Consider the following 23456-nt stretch of genomic DNA (forward strand, 5'->3'; position numbering starts at 1 on the left):
TCAATCCGCCCCGCCTTCCACTTTAAAATTTCGCATCAGATGAGACGCCACCGGGTTTTGGATCTTGCGTTCGCCCGCGACCATCCATAGGTCTTCATAAATACCATCGAGTTCGCCGATAATGAAAAGTTCCTTGCTTTGCAGCATATCCTCAGCCGCAGGGCGGGCCAAGGGTACCAGCCCCCTTCCATGCGTACCAAGAAGTTTCTGCAGACTGGTGTCCTGAACTTCAGCCACGGTATCGACGCGAATGTTTTGCATTTTCAGGAAATGATCGACGTCGACCCTTAGGCGGTTGGTGCCGATCGGCATGATAAAAGGTTGATTCGCCAGCGATCCAGGGAAGCCTTTTTTCAGCGGCAGAAAATTTTTCGCCCCGCAGATGACGACCGGCATGCGGGCCACGCGTCGTGAGAAGAGGCCCTGGCCTTCCATGACAGGGGGCGCTTCATTGGCCAAAAGAAGGTCGATGCGATGCGCTTTCAATTCACGCAGCAGAAGATCCCCGCGCCCTTCCTGAATGGAAACGATGCAGTTCTGGACGGACTGCGCTTCCTGGATCAGCAAAAGCGCCAGATGCTTCGGCACGCTATCGAGCACACCGAACTGCACTTCAATGCGATCCTCACGCAGGCGATCGTTCAGGGCATCGAGCATCTCGTCGCCGAGCTTGAAGATCTCCTGCGCATAATCAAGGGCGATACGTCCGGCTTCGGTCAGGTAAAGGCGCTTTTTGCGTCTTTCAAAAAGAGTCTGGCCCAGGTGGTCTTCAAATTGTTTCAACTGCGTTGAGAGCGTCGGTTGACCGAGCCGCAGTTTTTTCGCTGCCTTGGCTATGCCACCCTCCGTGGCTATGGTTTTGAAGTAATACAGATGATGGTAATTGATCCAATTGTCCATGGTCCACCTTCACAGTCTCTTGCAGCCTATGGAAAAAGACTTCCAGCTCTTCCTCTTTCAGCGTTTCCTTGGCCAAAAGAAGCTGGGCGCTTTCTTCGAGCACCGCCCGGCCCTTGGTCAGAAGGTCCAGCGCGCGTCCGAAGCAGCGATCAAGAATTTTCCGGACCGCAAGATCGATCTTCTCCGAAGTTTCTTCACCATACCGTTTTGCGGCATAGCTTGCACCGAGAAAGTTCGGCTGATCCTGCTCAAAGGTGGCATGACCGAGCGATTCCTCCATACCGTAACGTGTGACCATGCTCCAGGCGATGTCGGTCGCTTTGGTCAGATCATCCGCGGCGCCGGTGGAAAGGTGATGGAAGACCAGTTTTTCCGCGGCGCGGCCAGCCAGCAGAACCGAGATTCGATTTTCCAGCTCCTCGCGCGTCATCAGAAAGCGATCTTCGGTCGGTCTTTGAATCGTGTACCCCAAAGCGCCGATGCCCCGAGGGATCACCGAAACCTTATGCACCTTTTCCGTTGTGGAAAGAGCCGCAGCCGTCAGCGCATGACCCATTTCATGATAGGCCACGATACGACGCTCGGTCTCATTCAGAATGCGATTCTTCTTTTCCAAACCAGCCACGATTCGTTCCACAGCTTCGGTGAAATCGCCAAGGTCAACCTGTTCGGCTTTGCGCCGGGTGGCAATCAGGGCCGCTTCGTTACAAAGGTTCGCTAGATCCGCACCTGTGAAACCTGGGGTCAGGGCCGCGACCTTTTCCACATCGAAGGCAGGACTGAGCGCTTTGATTTTGCGCAGATGGACATTTAAAATATCGATCCGACCTTTTTTATCAGGTCGATCAACCAGGACCTGCCGATCGAAACGCCCTGCGCGCAGAAGAGCGGGGTCCAGGATTTCCGGACGGTTGGTGGCAGCCAGAAGAATCAAACCCGATGTGGAATCGAAACCATCCAGCTCGACAAGGAGCTGGTTCAGGGTCTGCTCTTTTTCATCGTGCCCACCGCCCAAAGCTCCCGCTGCACGGGATTTTCCCAGCGCATCCAGCTCGTCGATGAAAACGATCGCCGGGGCCTTGGTACGCGCCTGCTGAAAGAGATCCCGCACACGCGCCGCGCCCACACCGACGAACATTTCCACAAATTCCGATCCGCTGATCGAAAAGAAGGGAACCCCGGCTTCGCCTGCGACGGCTTTCGCCAGAAGCGTTTTACCGGTCCCGGGAGGGCCGACGAGCAGAATGCCCTTGGGCATGCGGCCGCCGAGCTTGGAATAATCCGCTGGGTTCTTCAGATAGGCGACGATTTCCTGGAGCTCATGCTCGGCCTCATCTATGCCGGCCACATCCTGGAAGGTGACCTTGGTATCACTCTCCACATAGACCTTGGCCTTGCTTTTGCCGATGGACATGAATTCACCACCCAGCCCGCCGCGTCCGCCCAGTTTTTTCATCATGAAAAACCAAATGGCAAAAAACGCCACAGCTGGAACGATCCAGGCAAGGAGGTCATAAAAGAAATTATTTGAAATATAGCCGTAAACTTTGGTTCCTGTGCCTTCAAAGTCCTTGCTCAGCACCGGATCAATACGCGTTGTCACAAACTGCTGGGGACCTTTGCCGTCAGGTTCTTTCAGCTTGCCTTGAATCTGCGTGGGCGTAACGGTGACCTCGGACACTTTATTGGACTTCACCAGCTCCAGGTACTCGCTATAGGGAATCGTGCGAATCTGAGTGGCTTGAAACCATTGATCGCGAATGAGTGTGGCTGCCAGGATGGCTAGTAAAATGTAGCCGATATGGAAGCGCGTTTTTTTTGGCATCTAAGGTGTCTCCTGGATGGCAGCCTTGAATGACTGCTTTGACTCGAATATCCGCTTCAGTTTAAGGCAGGCAAGCTGAAAAAGGCCTGAGAGCTTAAGTATTATTTTTTTCGGGACCGGATGACTGGGGAAAATTTCGAGGGGGGAGAGCAGTAAAAAGAGCGGAGCAAAAAGGCAGATACTGTGAAGTGGTCATTCCTCAGTCCCGACCCTCATCATGCGGCGGCTGAGTTCTTTTTTAAAATAGATATTTTGGGACTATTACATTGTTTTAAACGAAGTTTCAGGATGCCTGATTGTCACGCCGCAGGGCGCTCCCGCCGGGGATGGCGAGGGGAAGAATAAGGATGAAGGTGGTGGATTCCGCGTGCTCGTCCCATTCCAGATCGCCATGAGCGCGCTTCGCGAGACGGCGCGAGACGGGTAAGCCGAGACCACTGCCGCGACGACCCTTGGTGGAAAAACCGCGTTCGAAGATCTGCCGGGCCAGGAGCGGATCTATTTTCGGCCCCGCGTTGCTGATGCCCATGCGCAGCATTCTCGTTTCGTAGTCCATGCTGCCGAATATTTCGATCCAGCGATCCTCGGTCACTTGCGCTTCAATCACATCCATGGCGTTCTGCAAAAGATTCAGGAAAATCTGCTGCAGCGTGGCCAGGCCAATGGCCACCTTGATATGCGGAACATCGGTGAAGACGCGAATCCGCATTTTATCGAGGCGTCTTTGCAGGAGCAGGAGCGTACCAGCCACCGCTTCATCCGCATAGATCTCGGTCTGGAGCAGAGGACTTTGATGAAAGGCCAGGATCGTGCGCATCAGACGCTGCGCTTCCACCGTCACCCGCAGAAGTTCCTGGAATGAAAATATCAGATCAAGGGTGTGCGTGAAGCTCGCAAGATCGGCAGGGGCCCAGTTCTGAAGACGCTTCCATTGATCCTGCAGTTCCACGATGGGAATATGCGTGCGAGCCAAAAGAAAGCGCAGCTGCCTGAGCGTATCCTGGGCGGGATGTTCCTGAGTCGGTGGCACCAGAGCCTGGGCTTTTTTCTCGAATTCCAGGCCCGTGCTCCGCTCCACCAGACTGTCCAGAAGGCTTTCGCGGAACGTTGTATCCAAAGGATTATGCCGCAGAATAGCCCGCAGCTCCTGATCGGTCAGATGCTCGGTTGCGCGGGAACTGGTCAGAATGGTTTTGATCTCATGACTGAGGTCGGTGAAGATTTCACCAAGCTGCACCATACGATCGCGCTGCTCCTGATCATTTTGATAACGATGGAGCTGAATGCGGCCGACCAGGTTTCTGACCCGCAGCGTCAACTCCAGGGGATTGATCGGCTTGGCCAAATAATCATCCGCACCCCATTCGAGCCCGATGAGTCGATCATCCTCGGTGGCCCGCGCTGTGACCAGGATCACCGGAGTGTCACAGAGATCCTCGCGACCCTGGACGAAGCGAAGGACGTCCTCGCCCGAGATGTCCGGCATCATAAGATCAAGGATAATCAGATCTGGATGCAGATGAACGATCGCATCCATTCCGGCTTTGCCGCCGATGGCGATGGACGTGCGATAGCCCTCGGACTTTAAAATTTCCGCGAGAATTTCGCAGTTCGACTCATGATCGTCCACGACGAGGATATGAAAGCTTCCCGGATCGGCCAGGAGTGGTGATGACAGGCGCGCATGGGACGGCGGCGGGGTCATGGTTTTGGGAATGCGTTCCAGCCGTGCGGCTTCCATAAGGGGCTTGTCATGTTCCGGGGCCACCAGCAGCTGCTCGGAACTTTCCGGTATCCAGATACGAAAGCGCGAGCCTTTGTCCGGGGTCGAATCGAGTTCGATTCGGCCCTTCATGAGGTCAATAAGCTGCTTGACCAGGGCAAGGCCGAGCCCGGTTCCTTCATAACGCCGCCGCGCATCGGATTCCACCTGGGCAAATTCCTCGAAGATCCTCTGCCTTTGATCAGGCGCGATGCCGATGCCGGTGTCGCTCACGGAAAGGATGAGTTCACCCGCCAGACGCTCCAGGCGCAGGGTCACCTGGTTGCTGCGGCCAGCCTTGGAAAACTTGAACGCGTTGCCGATCAGATTTCGGGCGATCGTATAGATCTTTTCACGGTCCTGAATGAAATGGGCGTCGGCACCTTTCAGATCCAGGCGCGAATCATACTGGGAATGGGGATATCGCAGCCGCAGCCCTTCGGCCAGATCATCAATATCATTCCGCAGCCGATGCAGATCAATTCGCGAAGCTGTGACATTCAGCTCGCCGCGTTTGGATTTGGCCAGATCCAGGATCATGTTCACCTGATTCTTCAGAGACTCCGCCAGACGCTTGGCCTTATCGAGCTGACCCTGAATCGTTTCGTTGACCGTTCCATAATGCCCGGATCGGATCAGGTCTATGAAGCCGATAATACCTGTCAAAGGCGTCCGCAGCTCATGCGAGGTATTATGAAAGAAGGTGGTGCGCGCCTGCTCCTGTTCGATCAGACTTCGCATGCGGAGCTTTTGATTATGAGCATCCCGCGTCTTCAGTATGGCCCACGCGGCAGCAGCCCCTAGAATCAAAAGCCCGAGCAGACTGATATAGACCGTGCGGTGCATTCTTTGCGACTGCAAAAGCTCCAGATTCTGAATGCGGTTCTGCTCGCGGAGCAAGGCGTTCTGATGCTCCTGTCTTTGAAGCTCCAGATTGGTGGCCATACGGGCCACAGTCACAGCATTCTTTTCGCGCCAGTAGCGTTCACTCAATTCCCCAAGTTCCCTGCGGGTGATCAGCTCATCGTGACTGCGGCCCAAAGCCTGCAGGACGTCGGCCTTGACCTTTTGAAAGGTCACGCGCATATGCAGCGAGCCCTTGGGGCCGTAATACTGTTCAAGCTCCTGGCAGGCCTGCCAGGCCTCAGCCGTCTGACCATCCAAAAGCCAGGCCCGGGCCATCGAGAGTATCGTCGGACCGATTTGATAGTCGAACCTCAGTTTCCGGAAAACCGGCAGGGCCTTCTGCAAAAAAATCAGTGCTTCGCGCGGCTTTTGGTCCTCGATCAGATAGCGTCCGAGCCGCAGGTCGGAATGGGCCACAAGATGCTGGTAGCCAAGTGATTGCGCCACGGCCTGGGCTTTCCTTTGAACCACCGAAGCGTCGGTGAAACGTTTTTGCTCGTAATGATGGAAGGCAATGGAATCCAGCGTGTAATAGGTCGCGTAGCGCTTATTGTTTTGACTGAACCAGGCCAGGGCCTCCTCCAGCATGGCTCGACCTGTTTCGACTTTTTCACCCTGCAGGGATGTATAAAGGGAACCCATGTTGGTGAGGAAGTCGTAGTAACGATCGTCCTTCGGGAGGTTTTGAAAGGCGGTGAGAGCATTCTGATAGGCTTCGAAAGCAAAGCGTTCGTCACCATTGCGATCAAAGAAATTGCCGGTCACGCTATAGAAATAGGCTAAAAGCCCGGGGTCATTGGCCTTGCGCGCCTCTTCCAGGGTTTTCAAAAAGCCGGCTTTGGCCTCTTCATAATGATCGGCGTATTCCTCGGCTCCGGCGATGACGCTATGAAGGATGGTAATGATCCGATGATCCTGAGAAGCCTGGGCGATGGGCAAAGCATTACGGGCAAGGTCGGCAGCATGCTCCGGCTGTTCACAGAGCCAGGCGCCTTCCGCGGCCAGCGCAGCAGCCTCAAGCCAGGCTTTGGTCTGACGCTCGGGATGCAGGGCATGCATCAGGTTACTGGCCCGTTCACTCGCGCGTCTCGGATCATCGAAGAGCTGCGCGCGGATGCTTACCAGATCATTTCTCTCGGGCGCGCGATTGCTCGCGGCCCAGGCCTGGGAAAAAAATGCCCAGACCCCCCAAAGAAAAATGATGCGGATACTGATCACGGAATGCTCCGATGGTTTTTACAACCATCATAGCACGCCTCAGTTAGGCAGTTTTCGCAGCCGCCCCTCGCCTATCAACACGGCCTGGCCGCCCACGTGAACGCCTTGCAGAACGCCATCTTGGGAATGAGCTGTGATCTCCAAAAGACTCGGGCGTCCCATGGCAAAACCCTGTTCGACGATCCATTGCATCGCATCATGAGGATGCTTTTCCCGCGCGAAAAGAAAGCCGGCAAAAGCCGCAGCCGCAGACCCTGTGGCCGGATCTTCAACGATGCCCTTTTCAGGTCCGAACATGCGCCCGTACACGTGATGCTTTTTATTCATCGGATCGAAGGCAAAGACAAACACCGAGGAAGCCCAGCTGTCCTTCAGCGTGCTTTCCCAAACGCCGGTATTGATGCGCGACTGATCCACGGCTGTGCGTGACCAGAGCGGTACGAAGAAGAAAGGAACACCACAGGACCATGCCGTCGGTTGACAGTGATCATCCCAGATCAGATCCTGAGGCTCCACCGAAAGAGTGGCCGCCAGCTGCTCTTTCGTAATGGTGATGCGTCCGCGTTCAGGCAGCTGCGCCGTCTTCAGTGTCGCGCGTCCCAGCTCGGGATTTTCAACTTCCATTGCAACGTGAACGAGCCCGATCTTCTCTTCAAAAATAATGCGGCCGCCCATTTCCAAATGAAATTCCTTCCGCTCCGCAAGCCAACCCAAGGCGACCGCAGCACCGACAGTCGGATGACCGGCAAAGGGCAATTCCTGGGTAGGCGTGAAAATGCGGAGCGAGGCGGTGTGGCCTTTTTTCTGCGGCGGAAATATGAAAACGGTTTCGGATAGATTGAATTCCGTCGCGATCGCCTGCATCTGTTCGGTGGTCAGAGGCATCTTTGGGAATGGCACGACTGCCAGGGGGTTGCCTGTATACGGACGGTCAGTGAAAACATCGAGCAAAAGGTAGGATAGCGCTTCCATGGTACCCTCACGGCTTGAAGGAAAAGTCTGGGCTCACTCTATATGCCCTGGGTTTATCCCGCAAGCCGCTCGTCTCACTTCCTCTGACTTCCCGGCCTCAATCGTTCCAGATAATCGCGAATTGCTTTTTCCGAACCTTGTTCCGAAGGTTCGTAAAAGCGCATTTTTCCGAGGTTCGGAGGCAGATTGGACTGCTGCGCGGCCTTCTGCGGATTATCATGGGCATAGGTATAGTTCTGACCATAACCCATTTCCTTCATGAAACGGGTCGGTGCGTTGCGCAGATGCAAGGGCACCGGCAAATCTCCGGTCTTTTCCACCAAGGCCAGGGCCTGGTTTATACCAAGATAACTGCGGTTGGACTTGGGGCTTGAGGCGAGATAGGTCGTCGCCTGGGCCAGAATTATGCGCGACTCGGGCATGCCGATTTCCTTGACGGAGGAGAGACAGGCCTGAGCCACCACCAACGCTGTAGGATGCGCATTGCCGATGTCTTCACTGGCGGCAATCACAAGGCGTCTTGCCAGAAACACAGGGTCCTCGCCACCATGCAGCATACGCGCAAGATAATAAAGAGCCGCATCCGGATCACTGGCCCGAATGCTTTTGATGAAGGCGGAAATCAGATCGTAATGGAAGTCACCTGCGCGATCATAGTGCCGGGCGATGAGATGCAGGATCGGCTGCATGTCATCGGCTGTGATTTCCGCTTTATCCTTGGTCACACCCAGCACGGCTTCCAAAAGATTCAAGCCCGCCCGGGCATCGCCATCCGCGGCGCGCGCAAGAATCTGCGCGAGGTCCGGATTCAATATCCGCTCTTCACGTTTCGCAACACGCACAAAAAGTTGGGCTAACGCTTCATCATTGATCTTCTGCATGGGGATGGTCAGCGAACGTGACAGAAGAGCGTTATTCACCGAGAACGAAGGGTTTTCGCTGGTGGCACCAATCAGCTTGATGATGCCCGCTTCCACGGCCGGCAGAAGACTGTCCTGTTGGTTCTTGCTGAGACGATGAATCTCGTCCAGAAAAAGGATTTCCGCCTTGTCACCCAGCTCAAGGCCTTCGCGCGATCGCTGGATCACTTCGCGAATGTCCTTCACGCCGGCTTCCACGGCCGAAAGCTCAATCACGGGGCGCTTGACAATGCGCCCAATCAAACGGGCCAAGCTGGTTTTGCCTGTGCCCGGAGGTCCCCAAAAGAGCAGGGCATGGAACTGGTCGGCGTGGACCAGCTTCCAAAGGGCTGTGCCTGGGGACCAGACCTTCTCCTGTCCGATCAATTCATCGGCCTGTTCGGGGCGATAACGCGCCGCCAGGGGGGATTGCTTATTCTGTGGCATGGAATGATCCCGAGTCGGTTAAAACACCGCCTTCTTTGTAACCGGAAATCGTGAGGGGGCCAACCAGTCAGAATGTTGTGGTTAGCTAAAAAACCACCCGCAGGATCTGCGAGTGGCCTGGGGAACAGGCTTCCCTTGGCGGTTCAGCCTGATAAGCTTGGGCTTAAAGCGCCGCGAACAATTAGAGATGACCGTAAGTGGTCTCGATCTCAACTTGAACGCGCTCGGCTTCATCCAGATTATTTTTCACCAGCTTGATGTAGTATATGGCGTCGACCTGCTTCATGCGGCCTCGTTCCATATAGAGACAAAGCCTCTGCTCCAGATCGTCGGTATAAATGTAGACCGACTTATGCTGAGGCCAGAGGTTCGCGACATCATTACTGCCGCCCATGCAAAGGGGGATGTAATGATCGATTTTAAAATCATTCCGCGGCATACTTCCGATCGTATAATCGAAGGTGTTGTCGTAGGTTTTAATGATTTTGTTTTTAAGAGAGGAAGAGACGGATCGGGTGCAGTAGGGGATGCGTTCAGGATAGCGGTACTCACTCGGGTTCTTACACGTGGTGCCGGGAGTCATGGACTCCTCGGGGAACAAGGGATACCTGTCCTCGCCCGTTGGCCTCGCACTTAACGTCGATTCTGGATCCGAAGGACCACAGGCTGTGATGAAAATCGCAGCCAAAACAAAAGCTAAACGCATGCAAAGATCCTCATAGTCAAGCATTTACGGTGCCTGGTAGAAACGCTGAACCGATTTTCAGCTTATACGAAGTTCACGGACTGGATAGCACAACGTAGTATAAAGAGAAACTGCCGTCTGGTGAAGATTCAAACAATTTTGCGAGTGGGGTCAAAATGACTTCTTGTAAGGCAGAAATTGCCCCTCGTGCGACCTACCGGATGTTCCGAAAGTCCAGAGACGACAGGAGATTAGCCTTGACAAAGATTAGGTCGAGGACTAGCCATACTACGCTTCCATAAGCACGCGCGAGGCAAGAGGGTGGCATGATACGCCTGGATGAAACTCAAAACGAAAAGCAGCTCCAGGACAGCGACGCCCTGCGGGAGACGTGGGCTGATCTATCGGCCGAAGATCGTTTGAATGCTTTCATGAACCTCGAACGTGCCGCCGCGGAAGACTTTTTTTTGACCCTCAAGACCGATGAACAGGCCGAACTCCTTGTAAGCCTGCCGGTCTTTGAACGCCGCTTTTGGCTTCGCATTCTGCCCCCCGATGACCTGGCCGACTTGATTCAGGAATTTGAACCCGAACTGCGCTACGCCATGCTCGCCGAACTCGATCCTCGCCTGGGAAAAGAGGTTGCGGCCCTGCTCGCGTATGCCGAGGACCAGGCCGGTGGTTTGATGAACCCCCGCTTTGCCCGGATTCGGCCGGATATGCAGGTGGGGGAAGCCCTGCGCTATCTGAGGAAGCAGGCCCACGAAAACCTGGAAAACTTGCGCTTCATCTATGTGCTGGATCGGGATCAAAAACTTCTCGGTGCGGTTTCGCTGCGGGAAATCTTCCTCGCGCCCGATCAAAAGCTGGTGCAGGACATCATGCGCACCAACCTTGTGGTCGCCAATGAAAACATGGATCAGGAAGCGCTGAAGCAGCTCTTCGCCAGTCACGGTCTGATGGCCATCCCCATCGTGGATAGCGCTGGCCGCATGAAAGGTATCGTGACCGCGGATGATATCGTGGAAGTCGTGGAAGAGGAAGCCACGGAAGATATCCAGCGCATGGCCGGTGTCGAGGCTCTCGACGCGCCCTATTTGAAAATAGATCTGGCGAGCATGATCAAAAAACGTGGGGGCTGGCTGGTCATCCTGTTTTTTGGAGAGATGTTCACCGCTACGGCCATGAGTTACTTCGAGCACGAGTTGGAACGCGCTCTGGTGCTGGCTCTTTTTATTCCACTTATCATAAGCAGTGGCGGCAACTCGGGATCCCAGGCGTCCACGCTTGTCGTGCGGGCCATGGCTCTCGGCGAAGTGCGTCTGCGCGATTGGAGCAAGGTTCTGGGGCGCGAGATTGTCGTCGGCGCGGCCCTGGGTTTGATCCTGGGTTCATTCGGACTCTTGCGCATTATCTTCTGGCCCAATCGGGATACGGTTTACGGCGAGCATTTTTTTCTGGTCGGATTGTCGGTTGCCGTCAGCCTCGTAGGCGTCGTTCTTTGGGGAAGTTTGAGCGGATCCATGCTGCCTTTTGTCCTGCGCAAGTGCAAGCTGGATCCCGCCACGGCCTCGGCGCCGTTTGTGGCGACGCTCGTGGACGTGTGCGGTCTCATCATCTATTTCACAACAGCCAGCCTTATCCTTCGCGGTACGCTGCTCTAATAAATTTCCGGAGCTTACCAGCAATTCTTGCGGGTACACGGCGAGGTCGCATCAATGCGCTCTCTGAGTTCCGCACCCAGACGCTTGCCACTGCGCTCATAGGCCAAGGCCACAGCCCGCAGAGCATTCACCCGGCCATAGCCATAGCGCATGCTGAAGCCCTGCACATCATAACGCGCATCCGAAGGGGCAATACGATCAGCGGAATTCTGCAAAATGGTCTGCACCTCGTCCGCCGTTAATTTGGGATTGGCTTCCAGCATCAGGGCTACAACCCCCGAAACAATGGGAGCCGCGGACGACGTATGGGAGAAACGATCCGAATAGCGGCCCTCCCAGCTGTCTCCACCGGCCATGTTGGAATAAGGCGTCCAACCGGCCATATCACTGCAATCAGCATTCGGTTTTCCACCGGGAGCAAGACAATCCGGAGCCAGATAATTATCGGTGGTCCAGATCGGGTCGATGTACATGTCGCCCGCGACCTTGCCGCCACTGGTCGGAGCCAAAAGATCCATGTTGGGTCCGAAATTGCTAAAGCTATGACGCTGGCCCAGGCTGTTGCTGGCGCCCACGGTGATCACGCCGGGGTAGCTGGCAAAGTGATTCCAGGTAAAATCCTGGCCTGTGTTGCCGGATGCAAAGACCACAACAGTGCCTTTGCCGCCGCGACCTTCGCGGGACAGTCGATCAATCATGTATTTGGCAAAACCCGGTTTCATGGAAGGATCAGGACCCCAGCTGCAGTTGATCACATCAGGATTCTGTTCCATGACCCAGTCGAAAATTTTCTCATAATATTTTTCAATGGAACCCGTGGGCTTGTCGCCGCCCATGCGCGCGGCCACGATCTGACAACCGGGACAAACGCCGACGATCCCTTTATCATTGTTGCCCGCCGCCGCAGCCAAACCCGTGACCAGGGTGCCGTGAAAATTATTCGGGGAGGTGCTGAAAAGATTGTTGGCCTTGACGGGACCTCCGAAGTTTTTGGTCGCGACGAACTTATCTTTCAAATCTTCATGCTGAAGATCAAATCCATCATCAATCACAGCCAGGCGAATCGATTTACCGATGTCAGAGACATCATTTGCAAGACCAAGCTCGTGCAAAAGTCCCCACGCTTCAGCGATATGCGCGTGATCTGCACCCTGAACGCGGCCCTGACCCATAGGCGTGAGGCCTGGACCTTTGTTATGCAGGTTCCACTGTGATGTGAAGTAAGTGTCGTTCGGAACGAGCGGCGCAATCGGGCTTACAGCCGAGCCTTTCGCCCAAGACAGCGAACTTACAATACCAAAGGATAGCAAAGCAAAAATTTTGCTGTACATGGCATGACCTGTTTTTTTATGTGTGTTTGGTTATTTTAACTAACACACTAGTCAGGAGGTGTAGGAAAGTCCATACAGTAATGAAGAAAAAGCTTTCCCATGCGGTTTTGAGTGCCGATGGGAAGCCTGCAGGACTTTAACGCTGGGCGCGTGGAATGATACGAGGACGGATGGCAGCTTCGGGAAGCGGATTGTCCAGCGAGGCACTGCTTTTAGCGCGGCGCTCGATGACCGGACCTTTCTTCGCCGGGGCTCCTGCATCGTCCTTCATATAAAGACGCGCGATACGGCGCCATTGTCCCTGATCCTCGGGAACCAAAAGACATATGGCTTCACCTTCAGCCCCGGCGCGTGCTGTCCGACCAATGCGGTGCACGTAATCTTCCGGCGACTGAGGCAGGTCGTAATTAATAACATGAGCAATATGAGGAATATCCAAGCCGCGGGCGGCAATGTCTGTGGCCACCAGAATACGGTAGGTTCCGCCCCGGAAGCCTTTTATTGCGGCATCACGCTGGCTCTGGGTGCGGTCGCCATGAATGCGGGCCACGGCGTGACCGAACTTGGATAGAAATTTCGCCACGCGATCGGTGCGATGTTTGGTCCGCGTGAAGATGATGATCGAGCCTTCACGGGTATTCAGTTCATCCAAAAGCACATCATTTTTGGCTTCGGGCGTGGTCTGCACCACCGAGTGATGAATTTTCTGAGCCGGTTTTTCCACAGCGCCCACGCTGATCCGCACCGGATTTTTCAGATAGCGGTTGGCGAGTCCCATAATATTTTCGGGAAGAGTCGCAGAAAACAGCATGGTCTGCCGCTGAGTCGGCAGATGCCTCAGGATTTCATTCAGCTGCGGCGCGAAGCCCATATCAAGCATGCGATCCGCTTCATCGAGGACAAGCATTCCAGTATTTTGCAGTGATACGGCGCGTCTTTGCAAATGATCGACAAGGCGTCCAGGTGTCGCCACGATAATGCGTGGACGGCGCTGCAACGCCCGCAGTTGCGTGGACATGGACGTTCCGCCGATCAGCAGCGCGTGATTCAGTTCAGGCGCATACTGGGTCAAGCGAATCAGAACTTCCACAATCTGTACGGCCAGCTCCCGCGTGGGAGCCAAAATCAAGGCTGTTTCCTGAGGCTGTTGCAGAAGGCGAGCCACCAGCGGCACACCAAAGGCTCCGGTTTTGCCGGTTCCTGTTTGAGCGCAACCAATTAAATCATGTTGCGCCATGGCCACGGGAATCGCCTGCGCTTGAATAGGCGTGGGCGAGGCAAAATTCATCGCTTCGAGCGCCCTATGCAACTGTCGGGGCAGGTTCATCTCTTGAAATGTATGCACTTTGGATCTTCTATTTGGTGAAACCATGCCGTCCGGAAGGACGACTCCACTCTGACGATACTCGGCAGTAATAAGATCTTATCCTAGACTGCAGTTATTATCCATGCCTTGTTTGCGCTGTGGCATCGTGTCAGATTTTGAATGTCCTGGGAGGATCAGTATGGAGGGTGCTTTGGCCCCGTGCTGGGATCCAGCACGGGTCTCAACTCTACGGAAATCCGTAGAGGTGTAATGGACTGATTTGGTCCGGATTAATAACGGTTGCGACCGCCGCCGCCGAAGCCGCCGCGTCCGCCGCGATCACCACGACCGCCGCCGAATCCACCGCCGCGACCTTCACGAGGAGCCTGTGGGCGTGCTTCGTTCACAGTGATTTTACGACCATCGTAATCGGCACCGTTGAACTTTTCGATCGCATCAGCAGCTTCAGCGTCTGTCGACATTTCGACAAAGCCAAAACCTTTGGAGCGACCAGTTTCACGGTCCATGATCACTTTGGCAGAGACCACAGTGCCACTTTGCGAGAACGTGTCAAAAAGCACGTCATCAGTGGCGGAGAACGGAAGATTACCGACGTAAAGTTTCTTGCCCATATCACCTCCTTAAGGCTGGGAACCGCAAAAGAGGTAGGGGCCCAACTGCCCGTAGACTCTGACGCGCGACAGATCATATACCTGCCTGCGAAGAGGCGATCAAGAAAAAACTTCCAGTTGAGACTCAACTTACGAACCGTACCTCTAGCTTCGCAAGAGATTAACTGCTTCTTCTTTTCGGTGCAAGAAAGAACAAACAGGTTTCGCAAGAACATGATGAGAGCCCTGATGAGCAAGGGTTCCGCAATCTGATTCCAAATTAAATTCATACCTCAGGGTCGATTTTTCACGCTTTGGTGAACGTGTGCGCAGGCTTTCAACTTGGTCCGTCAGACGGGGTTCGACCAGCCGTACACAATATGGAGAGGGTCTTTCAGGCTTTTGTAAAAGTTACGCAAGCGAAAGAGTTGGGTCAAAATGGATTGCTCGGATCACATTTGCACATTTTCAACTGAAGCCAATCCTGACGCCGGTTCAAATGGCCGTAAAAATCCCCTATTCTTCGCGGGTTTAGCCGCGATCCCATCTCTGATTAATTTGTAATATCCGTTCCTTATGAAAATTCCTCGAATTTCCTGAAATCCCGACCGAAAAGGCTCCAAGTAGGCAAACTTATCGAGAGTGCTCGCTGTGGGTAGCAATAAATCAAAAAGAAGCCGCTCGTCGTCAGGCAAAGGATCCTCCTCAGGATCCTTTAAACCCGGTGACCTGTTTGGCGGTAGCGGTGGCGGCCTGGTTCCGGTGTTCGCCATCGTCTGCGGCGTCCTGATCGGCATGGGTGGCGCCTATGTCGTGAAGCGTGTGATCTTCGGCGGCAATAAAAAGCGGCCTGATGTCGCTATGATCGAGGAAAGTGATCGCGTCCCCGGACGGAGTAAGCTCAAGCGTGAGGCACGCATTCGTCCCGTGGAGACTGCAGAAGTGAATGAACCCATTCAGTATGTGGAGCAGCCCCCTATGATGGCGGAAACGGCTCCACCACCGCCAGCAGCGGCGCCGGCTCCGGAACCTCGCAGTCTTCCCAAAGCGGATCCACTGCCCCCTGAGCCCGCTCCCAAACATAGCAAGAAAGCGCCTCAGGTCGCGGCCCCCAGCAAGGCCCCCATTCGCGTGACGCCGCCGCCTAAACCGGCTCCGACCCTCGCGATGCTGGAGCCAGCGCCACCTCCCGAGCCGGTCGTGGAAGAGCCGAGGCAAGTCGCTCCCAAGTTTTTAACGATACGAAATTTGACTTACAGTCGCCCCCTGTTCAATCGCTGCCCAGAAGACTGCCTCTTGCTCTTCCGTGCGGCTGATGGCGGCGCCGTCAAAGCCAAGTTGAAGAAGTCATCGTTCACCCGCGTGCTGTCGAGCAACCTCGCCTATGCGGATATTGATGGATATGAAAGCGTGGTGGATGGTGAACGGGTCATCGTCGTGAAATCCATCCGTGGTATGCCGGTCGCGCCTCCGCCTGCGCCGGTCAAAGCCGTTCCTGAGAAAGTGGCGGAAGCTCCCAAGGTCGACAAGAAGAAAGCCGCGACCGAACCATCGAATCGGAAAAAACCTGCCGGCGACGACGCTGGCGAGGACAGTACCAGCGAAGCACAATCGCTGCGTAATCGCCTGGAGAGTAGCTCCAAAGCGAAGAAGAAAGAGGATACTGAAGAGGAACAATCGGGTGACGGTGAAGAGGAAGAAGGTGGTACCAGCTTCCAAAACCGTCTCAAGAGATCACTCGACTGAGGGAGGCTTCTCGTGGCTTCGTTACTCAAGCAGCTGATGTTATGGTCCATCCTTGGGATGATGGGCGCAACGTCGGCCATGGCCCAGGAAGAAGAGGAAGCGGCGGCACCTGCCTCCGAGAAAAGTGGCGAGGATGCGTCCAAAGCCAAGAAGAAAGACAAGGAAAAGAAGAAGAAAGGGCCGCCCCTTTATTATGCTTCGCTTGGTCTTGGTAAGACGCTTCCCGAAGGTTTCTACCGGATTCGGAGCGTGAACAAATTCGCGACCGGCAACACCGGCTACGATTCGTCGGGGAAACCCGAGAACTTCGGTTATGATCTGACCGCGAATGCCAACGCCGTGGCTATCGAATACGGGATGAGCGACAGATTCTCGTTCCTGCTTCTTCTGCCTTACATCTCGAAGAACAACGTGGCGTTCAACAAGAAAAAGTTCCGGGAATCCGATCGTTACAAGGTCGCCGTGGATCAGAACGTCACGTCTTTCAAAGAGAAACTCGCGGCAGGTCTTCAGGCGCAGGGTCAGTGCGCCAATCCCACTGCTTGCGCGGCTACGGTGGATACTTTGATTGCGAACAATGCGACTATTCCGCTTCCGCCTGTGACATTGCCGACTGGTGAAACGACAACCCTTCCCACAGCCCCACTGCAAAACAACATCGCACTGCTGTCTGAGCTCGTAACCGGGGCGGCGACGCCTGCGGATGGCGCGACCGGCCTTGGAGATGTGGACTTCGGTATCGCCTATTCGCTCATTTCGACCCGTACCAACGTCTTCGCTCTGGGTGCAGGCATCCGGATGCCCTTCGGTAAGTTCGAAGACGTCCCGACCGCTCAGCGTCCAACGGGTGAAGGCCTTATCCAGCTCGGTATACGCATGAACTACGACTATCATCCCTGGGCCCCGCTCTGGCTTTCCTTCCAGAACCAGTCCGAGATCATGCTCGTGGAAGGCAAGCGGAAGAGATCGAGTCTTCTGAATCCCAATAATTTGAACAAGAGCGATCCGACTGTCGAAGGTGGCGATGGCGAACCCAACTCGCAAACCGTCTCACGCAAAGGCGTAGGGCAAGTGGGGCAATTCCGTGCAGACCTTGGTCTTGCCAAGCTGTCGTCGGTTCTGCAGCCTATGGCGGTTGAAACATCTTTGAACTATACGTTGAAGGCAGCTGAATACTATGGCGAAACTCAAACGAACCCAGGCGAGCAGCGTTTCTCCTACTCGATGGGCTTTAAGTTTGACGGCCTTGGCCTGGATCGCCCCTATCCGGCTTATATTCGGGTGCTGCGCGAGAAATTCATCACAGGCAAGAACGTGCCTTTGGCGACCGATAGCTTTACGATCGAGTTTGCACTTTACGAGAGTTTCTAAAACTCTTGTTCGGTTTAGGATAAGCCCGATTCGGAGTCTGAAAGGCTCGAATCGGGTTTCTTTTTTGTGCTCCTTTATAGCGGAGCTTCGCCACCAGCTCGATATGCTCCGTTTGCGGGAACATATCAAAGGGCGCGATGGATTCCACTTCAAAACCCTGCTTTGTCAGAACCTGAAGATCCCTTTGCAGAGTCTCCATATTGCAGGATACATAATGCAGGCGCTGCAGCCGATCCCAGCCGCCCTGGGAAAGAGCGCTGAGCACCTGGGGAGAAAGTCCAGCCCGCGGTGGGTTGACAATCATATGAGTGACTTTTTGCGAGGCCGAGGCCTTCAGCATTTTCTTCAGAACGTCTTCCACCGACGCGGCCGTGCACTGCACCTGGGTCAGGCCCGAGTCGCGAGCGACCTTGCCTGCAGCTTCCGTAGCGTGCGGATTGGCTTCCACCAGCTGAATCTTTTTGAAGGATCCTGCGGCCGCCATCGTATAGGTTCCAAAACCGCCGTAAAGGTCAAGCAGCTCTTCACCGGCCAGCCCGTCGACGATATGCTGAATGAAAGTGGTTACGAGGCTGGAATTCGCCTGAAAAAAGGCCATCGGGTCCAAAGGGTAGCGCCGACCGTCGAGCATATAGGTGAAGGTCGGATCGCCGGCGAGGTAATTCACAGTTCGTGAAATCACCAGATCATCGTCTTCACGGCTCAGGAGTGATTCATAGATACTGAGCTGGGGCATCCGAAGTTTCTGCGCCCAGGCCTCCAGATCCGCACGCGGCACGCCCGTATGCGAAAGTATCAGACCAAAGGTATCGGCTTCAGGACTATAGCGAATGGTCAGAAATTTCAGGCGGCCGGTTTGAAAACCCTTCCGACTGTGCTGATAGAAAGCCGCTGGAACAGGCTGGCCTGGACCGAAGAGCTTTTGGATGAGTTTATTGATCGCCGGATGATGTATGGGGCAGCCGGGGATATCGACGACTTTTTTGGTGCCTCGTGCGTAAAGGCCAATCGAACGACGACCAAACTCATCCTCGTTCAAACACAGCTTGCTGGATGTGCGATAGCCAAATTCCGCCGGGCTCGGCACGATCGGATGAATGATCTCTTCCGTATTTTTGCCGGCCGGTACGAAACGTCCGAGCTGCTGACGCACAGCGCGGGTTTTATCGAACAGCTGCTTCACATAGGGAAACTGCTGAAGGCTACAACCGGAACATTTGCCAAAGAATCGGCAGGCCGCCTTCATAAGAATCTCCTGAATAGGGCCCGACAGGATCGAAACGAATCCAGCTGTTTACCCCGCCTGAGAGACTCTGTCAAGCGTCGGGGGACTCTGCCGCAGCCTCGGCCTTGCGCGTCTTCGCGAATTCCGCCTGAACCGCGCCCTTCCCGTGCTTCTGCTCCAGGTGTAAAAGCCCGAAATGATAGCGCGCTGCCGCCACGAAGTAATCACAGAAGAGAGCGTTGATGGTCGCGCCGCCGATGGCTCCGATCAGAGGAACCGACTCCGCCACCAGCTTTTCCGTCAAGGCCAGTTCAAAGGACCTTGCGATCCGGGTAATGAGTTTCACAAGGGCCGGGGCGGCACCGGTATCAAAGGCCCGCAGGATTTCTTTGGCTGATTTTTTCGCCATGTAGGCCGACGCCGTGCGAATCATCTGTTCAAAGGCCAGGCGGGAAGCCAGATAATTGGAATCCGCCGTATCATCTTCTGTGCTTTGCATGGAACCGAGGGTGAAAACATAGAGGCATTGAAGCTGGATATTGGGATCTTCCAGATCCATTCCCCAATGCGCTGCGACATCCGAAATGCCCCGCAGTATCATGGTCGTGGAAATCGGCAGCTCCACGGGAAGCGCCAATACCCCGAACAGGCCTCCCACCGCTCCTGTGACGGCAACGGTCGCCGTATGAAGACGGCCGCTTTTGCGGCTATTGTCCAGCGTACCCTGCCAGTGAATGGCCTTGCCGGTTTTTGTCTGGACGGTTTTGATGGCTGCGATCAGCGCTGTTTGAAGGGATTTCTGCACGACCTCGCTGATTTTGTCGCGGACATTTTCCGGCAGTTTTTTTTGCAGAGCATCCAGGGGCTGACCCAGAACATTCATGGCGCGAATGGTAAAACCGGGATTGTCCAGAAATTTCGCGGCTTCGTGGATAAACGCAATGTGTTCGGGATTCAATGCGGGCAGCGACATGGCACGTCCTATGAGTGAGGATGGCTTTGGATAGGCATTGCAAGCGCTATCAATTTCCAGCACATTTATTTTCTCCAGGCTGCTGGAAAGAGCATGCCAGGGGCAGGACGAGAAATCAATTTCAGGATGAGTGGGTGCGATGAAAGCTGGCAAGATTGACGAGCACAGTTTTATCCAAAAGCTCGGGCCCGATACCCGTATCGTGGTGCTGACAGGAGCCGGTATATCTGCGGAAAGCGGCATCCCGACCTTTCGTGATGCCCAGGATGGACTCTGGTCGCAGTTTCGTCCCGAGGAACTCGCGTCGCCGGAAGGTTTTCGCGCCAACCCCAAACTCGTTTTTGATTGGTATGCATGGCGCCGAAAAAAGGTGCTCGAGTCAAAGCCCAATAAAGGCCATGAGATTCTGGCCCTCTGGGGTCAACAGTTTCCCCATATGACCCTGATCACCCAGAACGTCGATGGTCTGCATCAGGCTGCGGGTAGCCAGGACCTTATCGAAATGCATGGCAGCATCCACCGCCTCATTTGTTTCAAGGAACGTCATCCCTCGCCTTGGGTCGCGGCCAAGGACGGCGTTCCCCTTTGCATGCGCTGCCAGTCGCCGCTACGACCGGACGTGGTTTGGTTCGGTGAAATGCTGGATCGCAGAATTCTTGAGCATATTGGGAAGGCTTTGGCCAACTGCGAGGTCTTTCTTGCCATTGGAACCTCGGGCCTTGTTTATCCGGCTGCAGGTTTTCTGGATGAGGCGCGCGCATCGGGAGCCTTGACCGTTGTCATCAATAGAGAACGCGTGGGCGAGGATCGCTGTGATCTTCTTCTGCAGGGATCCGCTTCGGATATCCTGCAGCGCCTGCAGGATTCCATTCAAGCGCGGCATGTTTTTAAAGTAAGCTCCAGGGCAAGGTGATCAGGGCCATTCTTATGACAATCGAGAGGGGAGCGACAGTCGCGGGAACCACCCAGCTCTCCTGCTGACGCACGGCATGCTCATGGCCGCGGTTGATTTGATACTGCAGATACCAAAAGCCAAAGATGGCGAGAGGCAGGGGCCGAACTCGAAGTTTGAATTCATCATGCAGAGCCTGTCTAAAAACCAAAAGCAGCGTGATCATCAGAAGCGCCGACCCAAACTGCGCCATCAGCACAGTCGCATCCCAGGGCATGCTGCCCCGGGACAATCTGAGGATGGCCAGCAGGGACGTGATCACGACCAGGACGTGCAGAAACGCAGGTGAGAAGAGCCGTCGTCCTTTGTGTTCGGAAAGCCCAGCATGCACAGGATAGCAGCGTACCGCGCTGTAGAGGCCGAGAGTGATGAGATCGAGCAAAACTAAAAGAATCACGGGATGCCGCAATCGCTCCCGAGAGTACTTGGCATCCTGTTTATTTTTCTGATGATGCGGCATGCTTGAAATCCTTTGTTCATAGGCGCTGTGAGTCCTCGACTCGAACGAGACGCCCATGACGGCAAAAGATTGCGCGAAATTTTATAAAAGACCAGAAATTTATGGTTAGGAATTCTTAAACAGAAAAGCAAACGGCCCGCGGGCAGCGATGTCAGGGGTTTAAGGGGAATCGCGGGACTGTTTTCGTGTGAAGACTTTTTGTCGATCAAAACCTTTACGGATTGCCTTTCGATAAAATTCGATCGCGAGTGATGGAAACGATGAGTGCGACGCTGGTCGGAGACTCCGCGTGCAGTAAGGCGTTGCGGCCATGTTCGGTGAAGAGGGCCTCGTGTTCTGTGATCCTCTTTTTTTCGTTCTGCAAAGAAACAGTGAATGATCCCGCGTGGCAGTAGATAAAACATAAGTCATCATATTGAGCTGAAAAAGAAAGTTTTTCCGAAGCTTTCTGCACATGAACGCGTACCTGACCGAAACCATCCCGGACCATGACATTGAAATCTTCCACAGCCCTTCCTGTTAAAACTCCTTCCGTTGGCCAGCCTCCGTGAAACTCATAAGGTTCTAAAGCCTGCAGCTCATGGCGGCCCCGCCCTTCATGCAGCAGATGCATGGGGTCACCGTTCAGCAGGACTATCGTACGCTGGTAATCAGAAAAGACAGAGAACGGTCCCGATGCAGGCACCTGAGCCAGACTGATTCGCCAATCGAAACCTGACTGCACAGTGGCGCCGGGGGGCGCGATGAAGAGTTCTGTTGTCGAACCCGCCCCGTTTTTCCAGGGCATGAACTTATAAGCGGAGGGAGTGAGATGCGTGACTTGATCCGACATGAAGGAAAGACCTCGCTTTGTTGGGTGGCCAGCTTCGGCTCCTGTAAAATACCTGAAGACGCTGCAGGAGTTCCAGACCGTCCTGACCGCGCAGAATGGGTGGATTTTGATCCAGGCGAGGTGCTAGAACGTGGGACAGGCCCGTGTGGCCTGATCTGCTCACTCGCTTAGGAAAGTTGATAGTATATGAGCGTTGCCACTCTCTTTCAGCCTTTCACTCTGAAATCCCTTACCCTCAAAAATCGCTTTGTAATGGCCCCTATGACGCGGTCCTTCTCCCCTGGAGGCGTTCCCACTCCTGATGTGGCCACCTATTACCAAAGACGGGCCCAGGGCGAAGTTGGTCTGATCCTGACGGAAGGCACGGTGGTGAACCGCGTGGCGTCATCCAACGATCCTAACATTCCGCATTTTTATGGTGAAGCCGCGCTGCAAGGTTGGAAGCAGGCCATCGACCTCGTGCGCGAGGCTGGAGGCCTTATGGCGCCTCAGATCTGGCACATGGGTGTGATGAATCCCCATGCCTCGGGTTGGCTTCCCGCGGAACCTTTTGAAGGTCCATCGGGACTTTTGCATACGGGCGTTAAAGGTGGACGCGAGATGACTGTGGCCGATATTGAAGCCACCATCCAGGCCTTTGCAGAAAGTGCCGCGGCTGCGAAGAAGCTGGGTTTTCATGCGGTGGAACTGCATGGCGCGCATGGTTACCTGATCGATCAGTTTTTCTGGGATGTCACCAACCAAAGAAACGACATTTACGGGGGAAAAACCCTGCCTGAACGCAGCCGCTTTGCCCTTGAATTGGTCAAGGCCGTACGTCAGGCCATTGGCCCTGATTGTCCGATTCTGCTGCGCCTTTCCCAATGGAAACCGGGTGCCTTTGATTTCAAGCTCGCCAGGACTCCCCAGGAAATGGAAGCCTGGCTTTCGCCTTTGGCCGAGGCGGGCGTCGATGTTTTCCATTGTTCCCAGCGTCGCTTCTGGGAAGCTGAGTTTGCGGATTCGGATATGAACTTCGCAGGCTGGGCCAAGAAAGTTACCGGGAAAGCCACAATAACCGTCGGATCCGTGGGCCTGTCGGGTGAGTTCATCAAATCATTCCGCGGAGAAAATTCCACGCCTCAGCCGATTGACGAACTTGTCCGACGCTTCGATCGCGGTGACTTCGATATGGTGGCTGTCGGTCGCGCACTGCTCTCGGATCCGCACTGGGTCCGCAAAATCAAGGAGGGCCGCACATCCGAGCTGACCGGCTTCCAAAGTTCCGATCTGCGCCAGCTGCAATAATCCCCTGGGCCGTTTGTCTCCAAAGGTTGGATCCAATTCATGGATCCGACTCTATCAAGCAGTTGAAACCCATAGGAAAGTCTG

At 54.7% G+C, this 23456-nt stretch carries 18 protein-coding genes and 1 riboswitch; of the genes, 5 read left to right on the forward strand and 13 right to left on the reverse strand.

All coding sequences use genetic code 11. The features are described from left to right. The 6 genes from VFO10_RS28270 to VFO10_RS28295 all read right to left on the reverse strand — a co-directional run bounded on the left by VFO10_RS28270 (position 1) and on the right by VFO10_RS28295 (position 9635). Positions 1-888: a LysR family transcriptional regulator gene (locus tag VFO10_RS28270; protein ID WP_325145414.1), complete on the reverse strand. Its 888-nt coding sequence runs from the start codon at positions 886-888 to the stop codon at positions 1-3. Further along, positions 770-2725, reverse strand: coding sequence for an ATP-dependent zinc metalloprotease FtsH (gene ftsH / locus VFO10_RS28275; protein ID WP_325145376.1), 1956 nt, complete (start codon positions 2723-2725; stop codon positions 770-772). The genes VFO10_RS28270 and ftsH overlap by 119 nt, the downstream gene beginning before the upstream one ends. 283 nt (positions 2726-3008) lie before the next feature. Beyond that, positions 3009-6611 (reverse strand): ATP-binding protein, encoded by a 3603-nt coding sequence (locus VFO10_RS28280; protein ID WP_325145377.1) that lies wholly within the window; start codon positions 6609-6611, stop codon positions 3009-3011. 39 nt (positions 6612-6650) lie between these two features. Further along, positions 6651-7583 carry a PhzF family phenazine biosynthesis protein gene (locus VFO10_RS28285; protein WP_325145378.1) on the reverse strand — a complete coding sequence of 311 codons (933 nt, stop codon included), beginning with the start codon at positions 7581-7583 and terminating at the stop codon, positions 6651-6653. A 74-nt stretch (positions 7584-7657) separates the two neighbouring features. Beyond that, positions 7658-8929: a replication-associated recombination protein A gene (locus VFO10_RS28290; RefSeq protein WP_325145379.1), complete on the reverse strand. Its 1272-nt coding sequence runs from the start codon at positions 8927-8929 to the stop codon at positions 7658-7660. Between the two features lie 181 nt (positions 8930-9110). Next, complete coding sequence (locus VFO10_RS28295) at positions 9111-9635, reverse strand: hypothetical protein (protein ID WP_325145380.1); 525 nt, start codon at positions 9633-9635, stop codon at positions 9111-9113. After that, positions 9629-9725: riboswitch (purine riboswitch) on the reverse strand. It overlaps the preceding gene by 7 nt. 215 nt (positions 9726-9940) lie before the next feature. Here VFO10_RS28295 and mgtE point away from each other — a divergent pair. Continuing rightward, positions 9941-11278, forward strand: coding sequence for a magnesium transporter (mgtE, locus tag VFO10_RS28300; RefSeq protein WP_325145381.1), 1338 nt, complete (start codon positions 9941-9943; stop codon positions 11276-11278). Between the two features lie 14 nt (positions 11279-11292). Here the strand turns inward: mgtE and VFO10_RS28305 are convergent, their stop codons facing one another. From VFO10_RS28305 to VFO10_RS28315, 3 genes are all read right to left on the reverse strand, one after another. Continuing rightward, a complete protein-coding gene (locus tag VFO10_RS28305) occupies positions 11293-12609 on the reverse strand; it encodes a S8 family peptidase (RefSeq protein WP_325145382.1) in 1317 nt (438 codons plus the stop codon). 136 nt (positions 12610-12745) lie between these two features. Further along, positions 12746-13954 carry a DEAD/DEAH box helicase gene (locus tag VFO10_RS28310; protein WP_325145383.1) on the reverse strand — a complete coding sequence of 403 codons (1209 nt, stop codon included), beginning with the start codon at positions 13952-13954 and terminating at the stop codon, positions 12746-12748. 251 nt (positions 13955-14205) lie between these two features. Beyond that, complete coding sequence (locus VFO10_RS28315; protein WP_141731348.1) at positions 14206-14547, reverse strand: RNA recognition motif domain-containing protein; 342 nt, start codon at positions 14545-14547, stop codon at positions 14206-14208. Positions 14548-15177: 630 nt separating this feature from the next. Here VFO10_RS28315 and VFO10_RS28320 point away from each other — a divergent pair. Both VFO10_RS28320 and VFO10_RS28325 read left to right on the forward strand, forming a co-directional pair. Next, positions 15178-16272, forward strand: a complete 1095-nt coding sequence (locus VFO10_RS28320; protein ID WP_325145384.1) for a hypothetical protein — start codon at positions 15178-15180, stop codon at positions 16270-16272. A gap of 12 nt (positions 16273-16284) precedes the next feature. Continuing rightward, positions 16285-17643 (forward strand): hypothetical protein, encoded by a 1359-nt coding sequence (locus tag VFO10_RS28325; RefSeq protein WP_325145385.1) that lies wholly within the window; start codon positions 16285-16287, stop codon positions 17641-17643. On the opposite strand, the gene rlmD is transcribed toward VFO10_RS28325, so the two are convergent. Continuing rightward, positions 17609-18889, reverse strand: coding sequence for a 23S rRNA (uracil(1939)-C(5))-methyltransferase RlmD (gene rlmD, locus VFO10_RS28330; RefSeq protein WP_325145386.1), 1281 nt, complete (start codon positions 18887-18889; stop codon positions 17609-17611). The two genes, VFO10_RS28325 and rlmD, sit on opposite strands and share 35 nt — an antisense overlap. A gap of 70 nt (positions 18890-18959) precedes the next feature. Further along, positions 18960-19841, reverse strand: a complete 882-nt coding sequence (locus VFO10_RS28335) for an EcsC family protein (protein ID WP_325145387.1) — start codon at positions 19839-19841, stop codon at positions 18960-18962. A 139-nt stretch (positions 19842-19980) separates the two neighbouring features. Here VFO10_RS28335 and VFO10_RS28340 point away from each other — a divergent pair, with 139 nt between their 5' ends. Beyond that, entirely contained in the window at positions 19981-20754 is a 774-nt protein-coding gene (locus tag VFO10_RS28340; protein ID WP_325145388.1) for an NAD-dependent deacylase, read from the forward strand. Here the strand turns inward: VFO10_RS28340 and VFO10_RS28345 are convergent. Continuing rightward, positions 20729-21253: a hypothetical protein gene (locus VFO10_RS28345; RefSeq protein WP_325145389.1), complete on the reverse strand. Its 525-nt coding sequence runs from the start codon at positions 21251-21253 to the stop codon at positions 20729-20731. The two genes, VFO10_RS28340 and VFO10_RS28345, sit on opposite strands and share 26 nt — an antisense overlap. A 214-nt stretch (positions 21254-21467) precedes the next feature. Continuing rightward, positions 21468-22085, reverse strand: a complete 618-nt coding sequence (locus tag VFO10_RS28350) for a HutD family protein (RefSeq protein ID WP_325145390.1) — start codon at positions 22083-22085, stop codon at positions 21468-21470. Between the two features lie 186 nt (positions 22086-22271). Here VFO10_RS28350 and VFO10_RS28355 point away from each other — a divergent pair, with 186 nt between their 5' ends. Beyond that, positions 22272-23372: an NADH:flavin oxidoreductase gene (locus tag VFO10_RS28355; RefSeq protein WP_325145391.1), complete on the forward strand. Its 1101-nt coding sequence runs from the start codon at positions 22272-22274 to the stop codon at positions 23370-23372. Positions 23373-23456: the final 84 nt, after the last annotated feature.

The organism is Oligoflexus sp. (genome assembly GCF_035712445.1).
GTDB lineage: Bacteria > Bdellovibrionota_B > Oligoflexia > Oligoflexales > Oligoflexaceae > Oligoflexus.

What these genes read in the sequence shown, in the direction of transcription:
- VFO10_RS28305 (WP_325145382.1), bottom strand. Translation starts at nt 12,609, where the DNA reads ATGTACAGCAAAATTTTTGCTTTGCTATCCTTTGGTATTGTAAGTTCG.
- VFO10_RS28290 (WP_325145379.1), bottom strand. Translation starts at nt 8,929, where the DNA reads ATGCCACAGAATAAGCAATCCCCCCTGGCGGCGCGTTATCGCCCCGAA.
- VFO10_RS28355 (WP_325145391.1), top strand. Translation starts at nt 22,272, where the DNA reads ATGAGCGTTGCCACTCTCTTTCAGCCTTTCACTCTGAAATCCCTTACC.
- rlmD (WP_325145386.1), bottom strand. Translation starts at nt 18,889, where the DNA reads ATGAAGGCGGCCTGCCGATTCTTTGGCAAATGTTCCGGTTGTAGCCTT.
- mgtE (WP_325145381.1), top strand. Translation starts at nt 9,941, where the DNA reads ATGATACGCCTGGATGAAACTCAAAACGAAAAGCAGCTCCAGGACAGC.
- VFO10_RS28295 (WP_325145380.1), bottom strand. Translation starts at nt 9,635, where the DNA reads ATGCGTTTAGCTTTTGTTTTGGCTGCGATTTTCATCACAGCCTGTGGT.
- VFO10_RS28345 (WP_325145389.1), bottom strand. Translation starts at nt 21,253, where the DNA reads ATGCCGCATCATCAGAAAAATAAACAGGATGCCAAGTACTCTCGGGAG.
- VFO10_RS28350 (WP_325145390.1), bottom strand. Translation starts at nt 22,085, where the DNA reads ATGTCGGATCAAGTCACGCATCTCACTCCCTCCGCTTATAAGTTCATG.
- VFO10_RS28315 (WP_141731348.1), bottom strand. Translation starts at nt 14,547, where the DNA reads ATGGGCAAGAAACTTTACGTCGGTAATCTTCCGTTCTCCGCCACTGAT.
- VFO10_RS28335 (WP_325145387.1), bottom strand. Translation starts at nt 19,841, where the DNA reads ATGTCGCTGCCCGCATTGAATCCCGAACACATTGCGTTTATCCACGAA.
- VFO10_RS28340 (WP_325145388.1), top strand. Translation starts at nt 19,981, where the DNA reads ATGAAAGCTGGCAAGATTGACGAGCACAGTTTTATCCAAAAGCTCGGG.
- VFO10_RS28285 (WP_325145378.1), bottom strand. Translation starts at nt 7,583, where the DNA reads ATGGAAGCGCTATCCTACCTTTTGCTCGATGTTTTCACTGACCGTCCG.
- ftsH (WP_325145376.1), bottom strand. Translation starts at nt 2,725, where the DNA reads ATGCCAAAAAAAACGCGCTTCCATATCGGCTACATTTTACTAGCCATC.